Source organism: Bacteroidota bacterium (assembly GCA_030017895.1).
GTDB lineage: Bacteria > Bacteroidota > Ignavibacteria > UBA10030 > BY39 > JASEGV01.
Genome location: JASEGV010000042.1, coordinates 1 through 19,235, shown reverse-complemented (window position 1 = coordinate 19,235; position 19,235 = coordinate 1). Strand labels below are relative to the sequence as shown.

The following is a 19,235-nucleotide window of genomic DNA, read 5'->3' as shown; positions in this document are numbered from 1 at the left end:
TTCTCTATGATTAAACTCAAAAACTTGACTAAAAAATTTGGTTCGTTTACAGCAGTCAATAACATTAATTTGGAAATACCCTTCGGACAATTTTTCGGTTTTCTGGGTCCCAACGGTGCTGGTAAAACTACAACAATAAAAATGATGACAGGATTGTATGAGCCTACTTCCGGTGAAATATTTCTGAACGGTTCAAGCATAAAAACAGATCCCATCGAAGCGAAAAAAAAAATCGGCTATATACCCGACCACCCTTTTTTATACGATAAACTGACAGGCAGGGAATATCTTTTTTTTTCCGGAGGATTATTTAAAATTCCCAAGGATGAATTAGAGATTAAAGTAGAAGACACTATCAAATTGTTTGAGCTGGGTAGCTGGATTGATAAACGATCGGAGAATTACTCGCAAGGTATGTCGCAGCGTTTGATCATTGCATCTTCGATGTTGCACAACCCCAAAGTAATAATCATCGACGAACCTATGGTAGGTTTAGACCCAAGAAGCGCAAGTATAGTGAAAAATGTTTTAAAAGAAAAATGCAAAACGGGAGTAGCGATATTTATGTCAACCCATATTTTGCATGTGGCAGAAGAATTGTGCGATAGGATTGCGATTATTAAAGAGGGTAAGATAATTTCAGATTTAACTATCGAAGAATTACTAGATTCAAAAAATAAATACGACGGAAAATTAGAAAACTTATTTCTTGATTTGACAAACTGACTATGAGTGAGTTTATTCATATTTTATGGTATAAACTTAAATCGAATTTAAAGTTAACAATCGATTTGAGTCTGCAGGGGATTATCAAAAATTTAGGTTCTGTTCTGCTCTATGGGGCTTTTGCAGTCGGAGCTTATGTTTTAACTTATAATATCATTGAATATCTTCTTAAAGATGCAAAAGTCGGAATGTTCTTGCTGCATCGGTTCCTTTCGATGTTGCTCTTTGTATTTTTTGTAACCGTGAATTTGGGTAACGTGATTGTATCGTACTCCACGTTATATAAATCGAAAGAAATTCTTTATTTGTTCACCAAGCCGGTGTCGTTCGTTAATATTTTTATGTTGAAGTTCCTCGATAATTTCTTTTACAGTTCAACAACATTATTCTTAATCGGCTTGGCAGTGATAGCCGGTTACGGAAGTTATTTTTCGATGCCTTTAGGTTTTTATTTTGTTGTTCTGATTTTTATTTTCATACCGTTTATGCTAATATCAGCGATTTTAGCAGTCTTACTCCTTTTTTTGTTAATAAAAATTGCAAGTCATATCGGTCCAGCTCCAGTTATTGCCGGATTGGTTACAGGTTATGTGGGGTCGATATTTTTTTATTTCAAGTTTGTAAACCCATATAAATTAGTTAATGAAATAATGAAGTACTACCCACACACTGACCAGTACTTCGAAATATTTATGCCGGTTTTTTTAAAATACTTGCCTAACCATTGGGTGTCGGAATTTTTATATTGGACAGTCAAAGGAAATTATATCGGGGCATCTTTTTATGGCTTGATGCTAATTACTGCAGCACTTTTTTTATTTTTGATTATGTTTGTTGTCGGGCGAATGTATTATAGGAAGAGCTGGTTGGTATCGTTGGAGTTCCGATTTTTCTCCAAAAAACAAATTCAAAATAGGAAAGTTATTTTCCAAAAAAATACAATTCTTCAATGTCAAACTGATGCATTACTCAAAAAGGAATTCTTGCAATTTTTTCGAGATCCAAGCCAATGGCTGCATCTCGCTGTTTTAGTTCTTTTGATGTTAGTATTTGGTGTAAGTGTGAGTCGTTTCGAATACAATTATGAACAACCTTTTCTGCAAAGCGTAACTTATGTAGTTATTTATTTATTTACGGCTTTTTTAATTGCTTCTATGGCTATCAGGTTTGTTTATCCATTGATAAGTATCGAGGCTTCGAGTTTTTGGAAAATTAAAAGCTCTCCGTTATCTATACAAAAGTTCTTTAATACTAAAATAATTTTTGTGTTTATACCGATAATCTTGGTGGGCATAATGCTCTCAATATTTTCCAATTGGTCGTTTCGCAAAGAACAATCTCTTCTCTACTTTTCAACCTACACGATGATATTTGTTGCTGCCGCTTTAGTGATAATTAATATATCGGGGGGAAGTTTTTTTGCATCTTTCAATGAAAAAAATCCAATAAGGATTGCTTCTACGCAGGGAGCTTCTCTAATCTTTTTAATGAGCTTGGTTTTCTTGGTGTTCACAGCGATAATAATTTCTTCAATAGTATTAAGATATTTCGAATATTCACATGCTAATAAAATTTTCCCTCACGCAAAAATCATATATACAAGTCTTGGATTTGGAGGTATCTCACTTTTAATTTCGGTCATCTGTTACATCGTCGGACTTAAATCTTTAAACCGTGATTTCAAATAAACGAATTATGACTAAACGAGCAATCAAAATATTTTATATAATTTTGGTTTTTGCAATAACCATCAGCGGGCAGCAGGTATATAAATTCAATCAAGAAGCTGAAAATAAATTCGATGCTGCTGTAAAAGATTTTGGAAATAAAAATTTCTTAGTATCAGTTTCTACTTTTCAAAATTTGGTGAAACTTCCTTTTCATCAACGGACGACTGCTGCTTACTTAATGTTGGCGAAGAACTATTTGAAACTCGACGAGGTGCAAAAAGCACAGAATGTTTTACGGGAATTGCTTCTAAAATACCCTGAAAGTAATTACCTCGACAATTCTTACTACACATTAGGAATATCTTTCATTCAGCAGGAAAAATATCAATCGGCAGTCGAATCTTTTTGTGATGCAATCGTTACGACGAATGATACTAAAATTCAAAACCGGTCGTATTCAAAACTAATTTGGATAACGACCAATAAGCTTGATGTGAAAGAAGTCGACAACCTGATAGAAAAATCTAACTCAAAAAACAAGCGAAATATCTTAAATCTTTTTCGTGCAAATAAATTATTTGTTGCTGGCGATGTGAAGAGAGCTAAATTATTAATTGAATCGGTTTATGCTGAAGTGAAATCTACAAAACTCAAAAACATTGCTCAATCAATTCGAAACAAAATATATGACGGGTTCACGATTAAGATAGGTGTGTTGGTTCCGCTTATGAAAAATCATCCACTTTCGCCGTTTCGCGAGATTGGGGAAGATGTTTTAAATGGAATTATTTTAGCTGCCGAAGAATTCAATAAGCAAGCTGAAGATGAGTTCAAAATAGTGCTTGACATCAGAGATACGGAACGCAACGTTACAAAATCGACAATTGAAACTGAAGACTTGGTAAAACAGAAAGAAATTCTTGCAATTATTGGTCCTGTCTTCAGTAACATTGCTCAAGCTGTAGCGTCCGTTGCACAAAAGAATAAAGTACCAATAATTACCCCAACAGCGACAGGTAACGGAATAGCTGCCATTGGCAAATATGTTTTTCAACCGAATTCTGATTTCGAAAGCCGTGGCAAAGCGATCTCTAATTTTGCAGTTAAAAATTTAAAGCTGATAAATTTGGCAGTCGTTGCCCCGAATGAACCAACCGTTCGCACCATCGTTGAGAAATTTATTGCCGAAACAGAAAGAGTCGGTGGTAATGTCGTATCAGTTGAATGGTACGACAAAGGAAGTTTAGATTTGAAAGAACAGTTTATGCACTTACGCAAGCTGGGTTGCACATCTGCTGTTGAACCGGTAGTTCCGTTTTCTGCAAAAGCAAATGCAAATAACCGGATGCGTATTCTTGCTGCTGGGGTAAAACATCGTTTGCTCGATTCGCTCATCGAAGCTGGCGGCAGTATTCCGGTCAATGTACTATTCGGAAAAAATGGCAAGCGGGTTGCCGATTCATTAGGATTACATCTCGTTTATCCAAACGTGCAGCCCGACAGTTTGAATCAGAGCGTAAATTCTATTCACGGTATTTTATTTCCTATCACATCTGCAGATGAGATAGGTATGCTAACATCGCAGTTGAATTTCTACAACATTAGTACACAAATTTTAGGAACAAGCGAATGGTTTGATAAAAATGAACTCGACGAACATGCAAGATATACTAATAACTCTATTTTTATATCCGAGTTTTTTATAAACGACAACGATGAACAAATTATCAGTTTTGTAACTCGTTACAAAAAGCTGTTTAAAAAAGAGCCATCGCGTAATTCGTATTTCGGGTATGATACAATGTTGCTGTTAATCGATCAGATTGCCCGCCGCGGATTCAATCGTGAAGAATTAAAAAAAATGTTAGCCGATGTTTATAAATTCAATGGATTGCATTCGAAGATTGATTTAAGTAGAAACAGAGTGAATCAGGAATTCCATATTCTGAAATATATAGGTGGGAAAATTACAAAGATTGGAGAAATAAATTGTTCTGACAAATAATCGGAGGAATTATGCGAGACCAGAAAGTGGTTAAAATTGTCGGTGAAGCATCTAAGTATCACACAAAAATAAAAGATTGGCCCGAATCGGAAAGGCCCAGAGAAAAAATCCTGAATAACGGAGCCGCTTCACTTTCAGATGCTGAATTGTTAGCTGTGCTTATTAGATCGGGTTCCGGTAAAATTACAGCAGTCGATGTTGCAAAAAAAATGCTTTCCGATTTTCAAACATTAAATTCGCTTGTTGCGCGTTCGATTCCTGAATTGAAAAAATATAAAGGAATCGGGAATACTAAGGCAGTTACTTTAGCCGCAGCTTTTGAATTTGGCAGACGTGTTGCAGCTTCTTGGGATGGAAAAAAATTTCGTGTTATTTCGCCTCAAGATGTTGCCGACAAATATCTTCCTGCGCTGCGTGATACCAAACAGGAAGTGTTTAAAGTATTATTGTTGGATAGTGCAAACCACTTGCTGAAGGATGTTGAAGTTACACGAGGTACATTGAATTCGTCGCTAGTCCATCCGAGAGAAGTTTTTAGAGCAGCGATTACTGAACCAGCGGCGGCAATTATTTTGCTACATAATCACCCAAGCGGAAATCCTGAACCAAGTGCCGATGATATTCAGATTACCAAGCAATTAGTCGAAGCAAGCAAAATAATAGGAATTCCGGTGCACGACCATATCATATTAGGGGGAAATTCCTTTGTTAGCTTCGCAGAAAGGGGAATTCTGTAATATTTAAAAAATAAATTCATTTATGTGTAAAAATACTTGACTAAAAGGATTTATTTTCTTATAATTAACCAAATTAATAGAACATTAATATGAACAAACAACTAAATAGGAGGAACAACATGATACTGAAAAACAGAATCGGTACTGCAATTGCAGTTTTCACTCTTTCTGCTTCGCTGTTTATAGCAGGATGCACAAGCAAACCATCGGCAGAGGAACTACGTCAGTTGAACGATCTCAAAGCAGAAGTTACCTCTCTTGAAAAACAAATTGCCGGACAAGAACGTGTAAAGGCTAATTTGGAAAAAGAAGTAGCTGAAAAAAATGGACAACTTAAACAGTGTCAGACAGATCAAGACGCTGTGAAGAAGGCAACTGGTCAGTAATTCAAAAAAGGAGAAACTGCAATGAAAACAAAAATATTTTTGACAATAGTAGTAGCATTAATTTTTTTAATTGATGCACCAAGTGTTCTTGCGCAAGAAATGACAAAAGAACAATGGCAACAAGAAATGAGTCAATTCACTGCCAAGCGAAATGACCTTAAATCAAATTTAGATAAATTAAACAGCGACATTAAAAATTTACAAGATCAATCCAAGAAGTTGGACGGAGATCTCGCAGCTTGTAATGATGAACTTCTAAAATTATTAGGAATTACTCAAGCTGAATACGATGCTTACTTGAATGAACTCACTGGTTATGAATCTCGCGTGAACGAACTAATGCGACTGTCGGACGAAGAACTTCTGAAATATCGTGACGAAGTTTTGAAGATGAACGGTCGTGTGAACGAGATGGCAAAGCATAAGATGGCATTTATCCCACGAGTAAATGATAGAATTAAAAAATTGCAAGATAATATTGCCAGCTTGATGAAAACTTTGGATAAATCGAAAACTTATACAGTCGGAACTTGGGCAAAAGACCGCGATTGCTTATGGAACATCGCTAAGAAAAAAGATACCTATAACAATGCCTGGATGTGGCCCAAAATCTGGCAAGGTAATAAGGATAAAATTAAAAACCCGGATATCATAAAACCAAAATGGGTTCTTAAAATTCCAGCCGGAACTGAGCTAACAAAAGAAGAAAAATCTGCCGCAAATTCTTACTACAAGAAAAAGGCAGAAGCAGCAGCCCCTGTACAATAAATAGATATATTCTTTTTAGATTTGTTAAAAAGCTTTATTATATCAACAAGCCCTTTTCTGCTAAGGTGGGAAGGGCTTGTTTTTTTTTAAATAAAAATTTAAAGATAATCGATTTCGTTGGTTGAAAAAAAAATAAAAGCTGAGGGTGTAGAAATGTTTGGACTTCTTGGTTTGAACGATGCTAACCTTCAGCTTATTGAAAACAGATTTGACGCTATTATCGTCGTTCGGGGAGATATTATAATTCTTAAGGGGGACGAGTATCAAGTAGAACAACTTGAAAAAATTTTTAAAGAACTAATTTATATACTAAGTAAAAACGGGAGTCTTTCTACAAACGATGTAGGGACAGTTATCGATTTAGTTTTAGTGAATGGTGAGGCAGCACTTCCTAAATCGATCACACAACAATTTCCCGACACCGACTTCGATTCTGCTGTATTATATACCCGTAATGGGATAATCAAAGCACGTACGCAAGGACAGAGAGAGTATATCCGCCAAATTCAAAAAAATGATATTGTTTTTGCTATCGGTCCGGCGGGAACAGGCAAAACTTACCTTGCAGTCGCTGCGGCTGTCGCTGCTTTGAAGAACCGTGAAATTATGAAAATCATTCTTGCCCGTCCTGCCGTAGAAGCGGGTGAGAGTTTAGGCTTTTTACCGGGAGACCTCAAGGAGAAAGTCGATCCGTACTTGCGTCCGCTTTACGACGCACTCGACGATATGATTCCACCCGAAAAATTGAAGAGTTACGTCGAGAAGCGTGTAATAGAAGTTGTACCGTTGGCTTATATGCGCGGACGAACGCTGAACAATGCTTTTGTAATCCTTGATGAAGCACAAAATGCTACAGGTATGCAGATGAAAATGTTCCTTACGCGTCTCGGTGTTAATTCAAAAGCAATCATCACTGGCGATATTACGCAAATTGACCTGCCATCGAAAACAGTTTCCGGTTTAGTGCAAATCCGGGAAGTGCTTCGGGAAATTCAAGGCGTTAATTTCTGTTATTTCGATCGTAACGATGTTGTTCGTCATAAGTTAGTTAAAGATATAATAGATGCCTATGATAAATATCATACGAATGGAAAGAACGGAACCGATGGTAAACCAGAAGACAGAAGTAAATAAAATGCACTAACTTTGATTTTGACGATTGCTAGGAAGTTTTTTAGTCGCATATCTTAATGTTGAAAGATAAACTGAAACCCATTCTACCTAATCCTCATGGAAAGGACATAGGTAGAAATCTCCTGTTGAGGATTCTTCTACAAGCAAATATAGATATAAGTGAATAGGGAAAATTTTGTATCTATGGTGCTATGCCGCCACTAACTACTTTAATCTGCAAGATGAAATGTGTAATTGAGAAAGTTAAAAACCTGAACACTCTGATAACGGACAAACCTTGCTCGAAAAAATAGAATAACTGGCTCACATACCGTTGATTAAACTTACCCTTTTATTTTTGCCTTCTCCCAGAGTTTATCCATCTCTTCTAACGAAGAAGAGTGAATATCTTTTCCCATCTCCTTTAGTTGCTCCTCAATATAATTGAAACGTGTAATAAATTTTTCTACTGTATGTCGTAAAGCGATTTCGGGATTTACATTTATGAAGCGCGAATAATTTACCATCGCAAATAACAAATCACCGAATTCAGCCTCAACATGAGCTTGGTTACCTGATTCGATTGCTCTATGTAACTCGTGCATTTCCTCATCGACTTTTTTCCAGGCATCTTCTTTCTTTTCCCAATCGAATCCCACTTTCGATGCTTTATCTTGCAAGCGGTGGGCACGCAGAAGCGCGGGTAGTTCTTTTGGCACCCCTTCGATAACCGAATTCCTTCCCTCGCTCAATTTCGATTTTTCCCAGTTTGAAATTACTTGCTTCGAGCCGCTTACTTTTGTGTCGCCAAAAACATGCGGATGACGGCGAATCAGTTTTTCAGTTATGTCATCTATTACCTGTTTTAGTGTAAATTCATTTGTTTGTTCAGCTATGGATGCATGAAAAACTACGTGTAAAAGTAAGTCGCCTAACTCGTGTCGCAGATGTTCTAAATTGTTATTATCGATGGCTTCGAGTACTTCGTAAGTTTCTTCAATCAAACTATGTCGAATTGAGGAATGGGTTTGTTCTCGATCCCAAGGGCATTCACGCCGTAAGCGGTGAACGATCTCTATAAATTTATCAAATTCTTTCAATGCGGGTTCCATTTTTTTTTGAACATACTGAATTCTCCTCATAAAAACAATAACTTGATTTTAAAAATATGTTTATCTATATTCTTACAGAATGACAAACGGAAAAAAACGAAATATTTTACTCGTTGACGATGAAGTAGGTTTTGCTGAAATCCTACGAGATTTACTTATGATGGATGGATACGAAGTCGTCCTCGTTTATGACGGTCAAGAAGCTTTGGATAAATTGAACGATTATTTTCCGGATCTCATAATATCCGACATTATGATGCCACGCGTCGGAGGGCTTGAACTGTATCACAAAGTCCGACAAAATCCAAAATACTCAAAAATGCCTTTCTTATTCATCAGTGGGTTTGAGGACGGACGCATACTTAAGGGAATACAAGATGACGAGTTGTTTGGAATTCTAAGTAAACCCATCGATATGGAACAAATTCAAAAAACAATATCAAAAATTCTTCGGGACTAAATTTTAATTATATCTGAAGATGGAAATTCCTTTCTTCAACAGCCTTCGCTTCAAAATTTCATTAAGCTACATTATTCTTGTATCGATTAGTATTTTTATTACAATTTGGGCGATAAATAATTTTTACCGTCTCGGTGATTCGGTCGATAAAATCATCCGTGAAAATTATCTGAATGTTGTTGCTGCCGAAAATATGGTTAGTTCATTAGAATTAAAAGACAATGCTCTTGTCGCTTTGATTTCAAACCAAAATAAAAAATATGAAGATAATTTTATCCAAGCAAAATTTGATTTTTTTCAATGGGTGCAAAAAAATAACGAACGGGTTACTAAACAGCAACAACAGAATATTTTAGATAGTATTCAAATATTACACATGAAGTATGAAGAATTAACTGATACATTACTGATGTTTATTTTCGACCCCCAACTCAGGGAGATAGCGAAGACATACCACTTCAACGAAATTCGACCCATCAATGCAGAAATCAAAAAATATTGTTTCAGGTTGATTGAATTCAACCAGCAGGAGATGATAGAGTTGGGAGTTCGAACACGTAAAATATCGAATGAAGCAACTTATGCTGTTTTGATTGCATCGTTAATCGCAGTTGCGTTAAGTATTTTTGCGGGCTTTCGGTTTACAAAATCAATCGTAGAACCGGCAGAACGACTTACCGAAACAGTTCGCAATATCGGGAGAGGAAAGTTAGATTTAAAAACCGACATTATAACGAACGATGAATTTGGAGAATTGAGTCGCGAGTTTAATAAGATGACTGAACGACTTCGCAAATATGATGCACTGAATATTGAAAAAATATTAGAAGAAAAACAAAAAGCCGAAACGATCGTCGAGAATATTTCGGATGGCATTATTGTTTGCAATAGAGAAAATCAAATAATATTGATGAATGATGCTGCACGACAGCTTCTGAATATCGAATATTCGACAGGTGAAAGAAATTATGCGGATATTATAAAAGACGAAAGGGTGCGGAATATTTTGGACAACCCAAAATCTGACAATAATATTAGTCAACCATACTTGTTATTCAAGATGCACGATACCGAGTTATACATCCGTCCCCGTATTTCAGAGATTCCCCTTGTGAGCGGCGAAATATTGGGTACGGTTTTAATTCTCCAGGATGTTACTCAATTTAAGCAGCTCGATAAAATGAAATCGGAATTTATGGCTACTGTATCGCATGAATTCAGAACTCCACTCACATCCATCAATATGTCGATCGATATTTTGAATGAAGGAATTGTAGGGAAATTGAATACCGAACAAACCGAACTTATTCATGCTGCAAAACATGATGCTGAACGACTTACCAAGCTTGTGCGTGAATTGTTAGAACTCTCACGCCTCGAATCGGGCAAGCTGCAGTTGAGGCATGAATTAATATCGATTAACGATGTTGTTACCGATTCAATAAAACCGGTTCAACTTCCATTTAAGGAAAAATCTGTCGAATTAAAACTAAATCTACAAAACGACCTTCCGAAAATTATCGGCGATGCTCAACAGTTTAGTTGGGTAATTAGTAATTTGATTAACAACGCACTTCGTTATACTCCATCAGGCGGTTCTGTAGAAGTAAAGAGTTCAAGGAAAGAAAATAATATAGTTGTACAAATTCTTGATACAGGCCGAGGCATTTCAACCGAAAACATCGGCAAAATATTCGACAAATTTGTGCAGGTAAAAGAGAGTATGGAGAGTACTCCCGGTAGTGTCGGATTAGGTTTGGCAATCGCTAAAGAAATAGTCGAGATTTATGGCGGCAAGATATGGGTAGAAAGCGAAATTGAGAAAGGAAGTATTTTTACATTCACTATTCCATTGGAGCAATTAGAAAAAATATGATATACCGCGGAACGATTTTAATCGTCGATGATGAACCAAATATTTTAAAAACATTAAAAATATATTTGGAATCGGTTAATTTTAAAGTAGATGCATTTGTAAACCCCGTTGATGCAAGTATTACGTTGAACGACAACGAGTATGATATAGCATACTTCGATTTAAAAATGACGCCAATTGATGGAATGCAACTTTTAAAAGAATGTAAACAAAAATCTCCGAATACCACCGTGGTTATAATAACCGCGCATGGTTCAATCGAGAGTGCCGTGGAAGCAATTAAAAACGGGGCGGAAGATTTTCTTCAGAAGCCGTTCGATTTGCAGGAATTAAAATTATTTACTGAAAGAGTTTACGAACACCATCAACTTAAAAAAGAAGTTCGGTTACTGAGAAGTCAGTTGGCTGAAACCAAAATTGAATCGGAGTTTGTTACCCGCAATCCGGCTGTGTTGAAACAACTTGATATTGCACGACAAATTGCCGACTCAAGTTTGAGTGTTTTAATAGAAGGTGAGAGCGGAACAGGGAAAGAAATGTTAGCTCAATTTATTCATAACCTCAGTAACCGCCGCACAAAGCCATTTATTAAAGTAAGTTGTGCAGCTATTCCCGAAACATTACTAGAAAGTGAACTTTTCGGTCATGTCAAAGGCGCCTTTACCGGTGCAATAAAAGATCGTGAAGGAAGATTCCAGGCTGCCGACGGAGGAGCAATACTCCTGGATGAAGTTGGCGAACTACCACAATCGGTGCAAGTAAAACTTTTACGTTTTTTGCAAAACAAAGAATTTGAACGGGTCGGAGAAAATGTTACAAGGAAAGTGGATGTTCGTGTAATCGCTGCAACAAACCGAAAGTTAAGTGTCGCAATTCAAGAAGGTACAATCCGTGAAGATCTATATTACCGATTAAATGCTGTGCGTATCGAACTGCTACCCCTACGTGAGAGGCCCGAAGATGTATTGATTCTTATACAACATTTTATTAAAAAGCACAATCAAGGAAAAAATATTGAAGTGTCAAGCGATGCTTTAAAATTGTTAACTACGTATCGATGGCCCGGAAATATTCGAGAACTTGAGAATGTAATAGAGCGGGGTGTAGTTTTTGCGCGAGATGGTGTAATTAAAACTGAATACCTTCCGGATGAGATTCAAAAAGTTGCAGAAGGTAAAACAGGAATATTATCGATTGAAGAGATGGAAAAACTACACATAAAGCGTGTTTTGGGTGTAGCTAACGATTTAGAAGAGGCTGCATTGCTTCTGAATATTGACCCGGCTACATTGTGGCGTAAACGAAAAAAATACAATCTATAATTTCTTGCATAGTGCAATTCGACGCAACTACTGTATTGGCAACGAAATACAGGATACTATTTGTATGAAGCCCGGATTGTATTGCAAATTGCAAGGAGGAATTTCTCGCCTCCCCAATTTTACTCCCCCATAACATCAAAAAATGCTATATTACCTAATGGCATTCCCTTTGCGATTATGATTGAGTAGAATATATGGATCAAAAGTGTCTATTAAAATAAGAACGTTGAATGATGGGTCAATCGGTATAATCGAAATCCGCTCTTCACTAACAGGCGAAGAAGAGATTGACGATTTACGCGAAACTGTTTCCGATTTCATCGAACAAGGTATCAAAAATCTCGTTATAGATCTTTCGAGAGTTAACTTACTAACAAGTGTTGGTTTAGGCTCTTTAATTTCAGCTCATACAAGGTTTTCTAAAAACGGTGGTGAGATGATTCTAACTAATTTTGGAAAATCCATAAAAAATATTTTTATTATAACTAAATTAACTGAAGTTTTCGAAATTTGTAATAAGACTGAAGATGCGATCGAAAAATTTTCTTTATCAACTATTAATTAATTAACAAAACTAATAACGTTTTAGGAGCCAAAAAAAATGAAACAAAATTTATTTTCAACAATAGTATTCGTACTAGCCGCTGTAATATCGATATCAATTTGGATGTTCGTATTAGGCGATCCGGGAAATTTTAAGGATGGTGCAAGCCGTCATCAACCCACTAATCTTTTAGGTACTGTTTATGTAGGCGGTGTTTTCGTACCTATGCTGATAATGTTATCAATTCTTGTTGTAACTTATATTTTCGAACGAATGTTTTCGTTAGGGAAAGCAAAAGGAAAAGGAAATATGGCAACTTTTATCCGCCAAGTACAACGCGACTTGCAAGCCGGCAACATTGATACAGCTATTGCAGCATGCGATAAACAAAGAGGGTCGCTGGCTAATATTGTGAAAACCGGTCTCGAACGATACAAAGTAATTGCAAAAGAAGGTAAGGGCTGGGAAGCCGAAAAAGAAATGGCAGAGGTGCAACGTTCAATCGAAGAAGCTACTTCTTTAGAAATGCCTGTATTAGAAAGAAACCTCATTGCATTATCAACAATAGCTTCGACGGCAACTATGGTTGGATTATTAGGAACAACCGTTGGAATGATTCGTGCATTCCGTGCATTAGCCCAAGCAGGTGCACCCGATGCCATTCAGCTCTCAATTGGTATCTCTGAAGCTCTTATCAATACTGCCGGTGGATTGTTTGCAGCTATCGCAGGTATTATTGCATATAATTTCTTCGTAACTAAAGTCGATACTTTCACTTACATGATCGACGAAGCAGGTTACAATATTGTTCAAACCTTAATGTCACGTTCCAAATAATTTATAAGGAAAATTAACAATGCCAAAAATTAAGAAAGGACGAGTCAGCATAAGAATCGATATGACTCCTTTCGTGGATATTGGGTTTCTTCTGTTAACATTCTTTATGTTAACTACGCAGTTCAAACCACCGGAAGAAGTTGTAATCGAATTGCCGTTCTCTCATTCGCAATACAAGCTACCCGAGTCCGATGTTATGATGCTTACACTAACAAATGACGATCGAATATTTCTTGGGTTAGATGCTCAAAATGCAAAACTTCGTGTATTGGGTGATGTTGTAAAAAGAAATTGGGAATACTATCATGCCGACATTCGAAACCAATACAAGACGCCTGAGAATATGGCAAAATTGGCACCAAGTATTGAGGTTACAGTAAAAGACCTTGCTGATTTACTCGTCAGAGCTCGTATTACAAATCCAAAATTGAGAACTGTAGTAAAAGGTGATAAGGACGCTAATTATGGATTGACTGAAGATGTTATGGATATTTTGCAGAAAACTATGATTACGCGTTTTAATTTAATAACTAATTTTGAACATAATTAAGGAAATATACTATGGGTGCTGTTGATTCTGCTGCCCCGCGTGGGCACGATAAAAAGAAAGGAAAGAAGCGAAAACCCCGGCGTCTTGGTATAAAAATAGATATGACACCGATGGTCGATATCGCATTCTTGTTGTTGACCTTTTTTATGTTGACAACTACAATGACTAAACCACAGACGATGGAAATTAATTTACCACCATCTTCCGATGTAAAAGTGGAAATCGCTGAAAGCAATCTGATGACACTTCGTGTGAAAGCAGATGGTGCTATATATTGGAATATGGGTATCGAGAGTCCGAAGAAAGTTGAGTTCAACAATTTGAGGATTTTAATGAAAGAACGATACGAACAAAACCCGAAACTTACTGTACTTTTAAAAATCGATCGAAAAGGCAAATACCACATGATGGTGGACATCATAGATGAGTTCAATGTCAGCGGTATTAACCGGTTCAGCATTGCTCCGATGGGTGAAATCGATATGAAAGTACTCGCTAAAGTTACATCGTAGAAAGGAGATGAAGTATTATGACTAAAACTGCAGCGACATTACACTATGGAATGCAAGAACTTCGTGCTTTATCAGGACGATATTCGGGGATGGCTTTACTTATTGCTGTTACAATTCACCTCAGTATTATAGGTGGTTACTATCTTGCTGAATATCTCGGACAAGACGACGAGCCGATTTACACAATGCGTGTTGTTAAATTGTCTGAACTCGGTCCGCCTCCTTCTATTACTAACACTGAAGCTGCACCTCCGTTGGCTATAACTGCTCCGACTGCGAAACCAACGATAGGTGTTCCTGTTCCTGTTCCCGATGCTGAAGTGAGTCCTGAACAAACTTTTGCAACACAAACCGAAATGAGCCAAGCGGCGGCTCCGATTTCCGACGTTGATTTAGGCGGCGGTGTGCAAATTGAACAGGATATAAATATTGAAGACGACGGTCCACCACCCGACTTCGTACCGGTTGAAAAATCTCCTGTTCCTGTAAAGCAAGTAACACCTGTTTATCCTGAACTTGCTCAACGTGCACAAATGGAAGGTACGGTTTGGGTAAAAATTTGGGTCGATAAAGAAGGTAAAGCTAAAAAAGCTGTTGTTCTTAAAAGTGATGCCGAAATATTTAACGAGGCTGCAGTAAACGCAGCTATGCAATGGGTATTTACTCCTGCAATTATGAATAATGGTCCCGTGGCTGTTTGGGTTTCGATCCCATTTAGATTCAAACTAAAAAACTAACCACAATAATATTAAGTAAAAGTAGTCCGGTAATACTATGAATCGTAAACCTCCAAAATTTTTAATTATTTTCAGTTATATGGTTTCGGCAATAGTTATTATTGCAGGTATTGGAATTATTGCCGGGCTCCTTTTACCCCTTTATGTTCCATCTAATTTCAGAATTATCACGGGTATTGTATTTATTCTTTATGGAGTTTATCGCTCTGTTACAATTTGGACTAAAAGCAAACAAACCTTTAATGATGAAGAATAATTTATTAAAATATTTTCTTCTAGCATTCATAATTATTGGATGCGATTCCGGTTCAGAAAAAGAATCGCCAACTAAAGGAACTCTGAAGTTGTTAGTTTCAGAAACCGTTGCTCCACTTGCAAACGGATTGGCGGAAAGATTCGAACATCTTTATACCGATGCCAATATTGAAGTGCAGAGCACATCAGCACGCGAAGCAGTCGCTTTCTTGTTGACTGATAGCGTAGAGCTGATAATTATTTCGAGAGAGTTAACCCAGGGCGAGCAGGATCTTATTACAAAGCATGAGTTAAATATTCATCCTCATGAAATTGCTAAGAGCGGGTTCATGTTAATTGTGAACGATAACAATCCAATTAAAGGACTCCGTATTTCACAATTAGACAGTATTTACGATGGTAAGTTGAAGTATTGGAAGGATTTAGGCTGGAAAGGCTCGTTGTCAAAACTACAATTTTATTTACCCGGACGAAATTCAGATGTGTACGATTACAGCGTTACCAAATTCTCAAACACAAAATCGCTGCCCGATAATTTTTTCACTGTCCCCGTAGTCGATTCTGTTATTGATATTGTCGCCTCACATCCGAACGCAATTGCGATGTTAGGTTTAAATTATTACGACAAATCATACAAAAACATAAAATTTTTAGAACTAAGCGATAAATCGGAAGTTACCGATTCGCTTGGTATAAGCGGTATATATTTCCCGCCTGAGCAAGCTTACGTTTACCGCGAACATTATCCGCTTCGAGTTCCTGTTTATATTTATTCAAACATTAAAAGTGTAGGTTTAGCAAGTGGGTTTGTTTCTTTTGCATCAAGTGTGCAAGGTCAAAAAGTTGTACAAAATAACAGGCTCGTTCCCGCAACGATGCCGGTTCGCATTATTCAGTTAAATAAAGAGGAGAAAAAGCAATGAAATCCTTAAAACAAATATTAATCAGCCTTCTATTATCTTTATTAACTCTTACTACCAATTTGTATGCACAAGATCCATTTGAATTGGGGAAAGAGGAATTTAAAAAAGAGAACTTTCAAAAAGCAATAAAGCATTTTCGTGATGGCATGAAGAAGCATAAGAAAAATCCCGAATTATTTTTTATGATGGGAACTTCTTTCGTTAAGATAGATTCTCTCGATGAAGCGCTCGTTGCGTTTACTCAATCCCGGGAATTGGACGATAAAAACCCTTTGATTTATATTAACATAGGGGATATTTATTTTAAACAAGGAATATCGCCCGCAGCAATTGAACAATATCAAAAAGCCATCGATTTGAATATGGGCTTGATTGAGGCACACATAAAGCTTGCACAGACTTACAAGAAGATGCGAAAATGGAACGACGCCGCCAAAAGCTATCTAACAGCAATTCAGATCGATACGACTAATTCAAATCTTTACGATGATTTAGGAAATATCTATTTTCAAGCAAAGCAATTTGCAAATGCAGCCAAAATGTATAAAAAGCTCACCGAGTTGCGTCCTCATTCATTCGATGCGCAATATTTGTATATGAAATCACTCTCCGAAATTAAAAGCTATGAAGAGGTGATTAGGGTTGCTGAAAAAGTTTTAGCACTCGATTCAACCAAGTTCGATGCTTATAGGATAATTGCTTATGCTTACGTAGAATTGAAAGACTTCAAAAAATCCGAGACAGCATTTACCAAATTAAAAGAAAAAACTGAATTAACAGCCGAAGATTATATAAAATTGGGAAAAGCTCAACAAGGTCAGGACAAACAGGAATTGGCAATCCAATCTTATGAAAAAGCATTATCCTTGGATTCTACCTTGGTCGATGTTTTTGCTGACCTCGGTGCTTTGTATATGCGGCAAAAACGATATGCCGAATCGGCTGCGATGTATGAAAAGAAAATTACAATAGATTCAACTTCACTTAGCGCCTATTTGAATGCATCTTCCTCATATCTTCAATTAAAAAACTATCAACGCAGCAAGGAACTTCTTCAAGCGGCAGTTGCGTTAAGACCAACCTATATAGGTTCGCGACTTAAACTTGCTCAGACTTTTGCATTTATGGATTCGCTCGATGCTGCTAAGCAAGAATACGATGAAGTATTAGCTTTAATCGGTGATCAAAAAGATAAGTATAAAAACGAACTTCTTGAAGCATACAATATGATAGCTTCGTTTTATTTTCAGAAGCAGAAATATGCAGCCGCTGGCGAGTGGGCTCGTAAAGCGATTGCTTCAGGCGCCGACGATGCCTCGATACGTGTTCTTCTCGGACAATCAATTATGCTTAACCGTACAGACGACCCTGATGAAAACAGGAAAAGAGATGAAGAAGCAGTGCGCCACTTCAGAAAAGCAATTGAGCTTGATCCAAAAAGTGTTCAAGGACATCTATGGTTGGCAAATGGTCTAATTTATTTACGCATCGAAGGGGAAGATGAATTAAATAAGAAATTAGCAGCTGAAGCCATTGCGATGTTTAAAAAAGTTCTGCAATTAGATCCTAAAAACGAAGATGCCAAAAAAGGTCTTGAAAGGCTTGGTGCGAAATAATTTCTTATGGCTCAAAGTTTAAAGAACTTACCTGTCGGTAAACGCTCTCCTGATATCGTCAACGCGATAGTTGAAATACCGAAAGGGAGCCGGAATAAATATGAGTTTGATTTGGAACTCGGTGTGTTTCGTTTAGACCGGGTTCTCTACTCATCGATGCATTATCCTGCTGCTTATGGATTTGTTCCGAGCACGTTATATGAAGATGGCGATCCCGTTGATGTTTTGATAATAATTGACCAACCGCTTAGCACCGGAGTTTTGGTTGAAGTCCGTCCAATCGGTGTGTTGCGAATGTATGATGAGCACGGTTCAGACGACAAGATACTTTCTGTAGCTGTTCACGACCCGACATATAAAACTGTAACCGAAGTAAACCATTTACCGAGTCATTTGCTCGTTGAAATAGAACATTTTTTCACAAGCTATAAAAATTTAGAAGGAAAAATGGTAAAAAGTTTCGGTTGGGATTCAGCTCAAGCTGCTCGTGTGGCAATTACGAATGCGGCTAAAAAATTCAAAGCTAAAAAACGTAAAACGTTCTAAATCAAAAAAAATACAATCCGCCAAAGGCGGATGAAATATAAATTGGGGGACTTCCAAAAACTAACTTTAAAGTGTGAGTAATTTTGATTAAATTAAGAGTAAGAAAACAAGTATGAGGAAGAAAAATGAAAATGAAGCATCCCGGGTTCTTTGACGAACAAAACAAGTTGGAGCGAATCAGCACCTTAGGCGATCCGTTAGAGAGATTGAACAAGGCAATTGATTGGAATATTTTCGTTCCGGTTCTGGACAAAGCCATGAGCAAAGAAGCCAAAGGGCCTGGAGGTCGTCCGCCATACGAATACCTGCGGATGTTTAAGATTCTAATACTTCAAGAATATTTTGGACTTAGCGATGAACAGATGGAATTTCAAATTACTGACCGATTTAGTTTCATGCGATTTTTGGGGTTTCGCACATGCGATAAAGTACCTGATCAAAACACGATTTGGAATTTCAGAGAACAACTTAAAGAAGGGAATGTTGTTAAGAAGTTATTTGATCGATTCCACAGCGAATTGGAGCGCCAGCATATGATCC

General features: G+C 37.1%; 21 protein-coding genes. 20 read left to right on the top strand and 1 reads right to left on the bottom strand.

Features of this window, described 5'->3' with window-relative positions; genetic code table 11:
* The first annotated feature begins 6 nt into the window (after positions 1–6).
* The 7 genes from QME58_09235 to QME58_09205 all read left to right on the top strand — a co-directional run bounded on the left by QME58_09235 (position 7) and on the right by QME58_09205 (position 7,426).
* The gene (locus QME58_09235; GenBank protein MDI6804013.1) at positions 7–726 is read left to right on the top strand and encodes an ABC transporter ATP-binding protein; all 720 of its coding nucleotides are present in this window, start codon (positions 7–9) and stop codon (positions 724–726) included.
* 2 nt (positions 727–728) lie between these two features.
* Entirely contained in the window at positions 729–2,414 is a 1,686-nt protein-coding gene (locus QME58_09230) for a hypothetical protein (protein MDI6804012.1), read from the top strand.
* Between the two features lie 7 nt (positions 2,415–2,421).
* Complete coding sequence (locus tag QME58_09225; GenBank protein MDI6804011.1) at positions 2,422–4,401, top strand: ABC transporter substrate-binding protein; 1,980 nt, start codon at positions 2,422–2,424, stop codon at positions 4,399–4,401.
* Between the two features lie 11 nt (positions 4,402–4,412).
* Positions 4,413–5,138: a DNA repair protein RadC gene (gene radC / locus QME58_09220; GenBank protein MDI6804010.1), complete on the top strand. Its 726-nt coding sequence runs from the start codon at positions 4,413–4,415 to the stop codon at positions 5,136–5,138.
* A 119-nt stretch (positions 5,139–5,257) separates the two neighbouring features.
* Positions 5,258–5,524, top strand: coding sequence for a hypothetical protein (locus QME58_09215; protein ID MDI6804009.1), 267 nt, complete (start codon positions 5,258–5,260; stop codon positions 5,522–5,524).
* A 21-nt stretch (positions 5,525–5,545) separates the two neighbouring features.
* Entirely contained in the window at positions 5,546–6,292 is a 747-nt protein-coding gene (locus tag QME58_09210; protein ID MDI6804008.1) for a LysM peptidoglycan-binding domain-containing protein, read from the top strand.
* Between the two features lie 117 nt (positions 6,293–6,409).
* Positions 6,410–7,426, top strand: a complete 1,017-nt coding sequence (locus tag QME58_09205) for a PhoH family protein (GenBank protein ID MDI6804007.1) — start codon at positions 6,410–6,412, stop codon at positions 7,424–7,426.
* Between the two features lie 323 nt (positions 7,427–7,749).
* Here QME58_09205 and mazG read toward each other — a convergent pair whose 3' ends face one another.
* On the bottom strand, positions 7,750–8,505 hold the full coding sequence (gene mazG / locus QME58_09200; GenBank protein MDI6804006.1) for a nucleoside triphosphate pyrophosphohydrolase: 756 nt from the start codon (positions 8,503–8,505) through the stop codon (positions 7,750–7,752).
* A gap of 91 nt (positions 8,506–8,596) precedes the next feature.
* On the opposite strand from mazG, the gene QME58_09195 reads away from it, so the two are divergent.
* From QME58_09195 to QME58_09135, 13 genes are all read left to right on the top strand, one after another.
* Complete coding sequence (locus QME58_09195; protein MDI6804005.1) at positions 8,597–8,977, top strand: response regulator; 381 nt, start codon at positions 8,597–8,599, stop codon at positions 8,975–8,977.
* A 19-nt stretch (positions 8,978–8,996) separates the two neighbouring features.
* Positions 8,997–10,853: an ATP-binding protein gene (locus QME58_09190; GenBank protein ID MDI6804004.1), complete on the top strand. Its 1,857-nt coding sequence runs from the start codon at positions 8,997–8,999 to the stop codon at positions 10,851–10,853.
* The gene (locus QME58_09185) at positions 10,850–12,175 is read left to right on the top strand and encodes a sigma-54 dependent transcriptional regulator (GenBank protein MDI6804003.1); all 1,326 of its coding nucleotides are present in this window, start codon (positions 10,850–10,852) and stop codon (positions 12,173–12,175) included. Before QME58_09190 ends, QME58_09185 begins: the two co-directional genes overlap by 4 nt.
* Positions 12,176–12,380: 205 nt before the next feature.
* Entirely contained in the window at positions 12,381–12,740 is a 360-nt protein-coding gene (locus QME58_09180; GenBank protein MDI6804002.1) for an STAS domain-containing protein, read from the top strand.
* A 36-nt stretch (positions 12,741–12,776) separates the two neighbouring features.
* Positions 12,777–13,556 carry a MotA/TolQ/ExbB proton channel family protein gene (locus QME58_09175; protein MDI6804001.1) on the top strand — a complete coding sequence of 260 codons (780 nt, stop codon included), beginning with the start codon at positions 12,777–12,779 and terminating at the stop codon, positions 13,554–13,556.
* A gap of 19 nt (positions 13,557–13,575) precedes the next feature.
* On the top strand, positions 13,576–14,106 hold the full coding sequence (locus tag QME58_09170) for a biopolymer transporter ExbD (GenBank protein MDI6804000.1): 531 nt from the start codon (positions 13,576–13,578) through the stop codon (positions 14,104–14,106).
* An 11-nt stretch (positions 14,107–14,117) separates the two neighbouring features.
* Entirely contained in the window at positions 14,118–14,618 is a 501-nt protein-coding gene (locus QME58_09165; protein MDI6803999.1) for a biopolymer transporter ExbD, read from the top strand.
* Between the two features lie 17 nt (positions 14,619–14,635).
* Entirely contained in the window at positions 14,636–15,355 is a 720-nt protein-coding gene (locus QME58_09160) for a TonB family protein (protein ID MDI6803998.1), read from the top strand.
* A gap of 37 nt (positions 15,356–15,392) precedes the next feature.
* Complete coding sequence (locus QME58_09155; protein ID MDI6803997.1) at positions 15,393–15,611, top strand: hypothetical protein; 219 nt, start codon at positions 15,393–15,395, stop codon at positions 15,609–15,611.
* Positions 15,598–16,533: a substrate-binding domain-containing protein gene (locus QME58_09150; protein MDI6803996.1), complete on the top strand. Its 936-nt coding sequence runs from the start codon at positions 15,598–15,600 to the stop codon at positions 16,531–16,533. The genes QME58_09155 and QME58_09150 overlap by 14 nt, the downstream gene beginning before the upstream one ends.
* Positions 16,530–18,149 carry a tetratricopeptide repeat protein gene (locus tag QME58_09145; GenBank protein MDI6803995.1) on the top strand — a complete coding sequence of 540 codons (1,620 nt, stop codon included), beginning with the start codon at positions 16,530–16,532 and terminating at the stop codon, positions 18,147–18,149. Before QME58_09150 ends, QME58_09145 begins: the two co-directional genes overlap by 4 nt.
* 6 nt (positions 18,150–18,155) lie before the next feature.
* A complete protein-coding gene (locus QME58_09140) occupies positions 18,156–18,695 on the top strand; it encodes an inorganic diphosphatase (GenBank protein MDI6803994.1) in 540 nt (179 codons plus the stop codon).
* Between the two features lie 125 nt (positions 18,696–18,820).
* A partial coding sequence (locus tag QME58_09135; GenBank protein ID MDI6803993.1) for a transposase occupies positions 18,821–19,235 on the top strand: 415 nt, incomplete at its 3' end.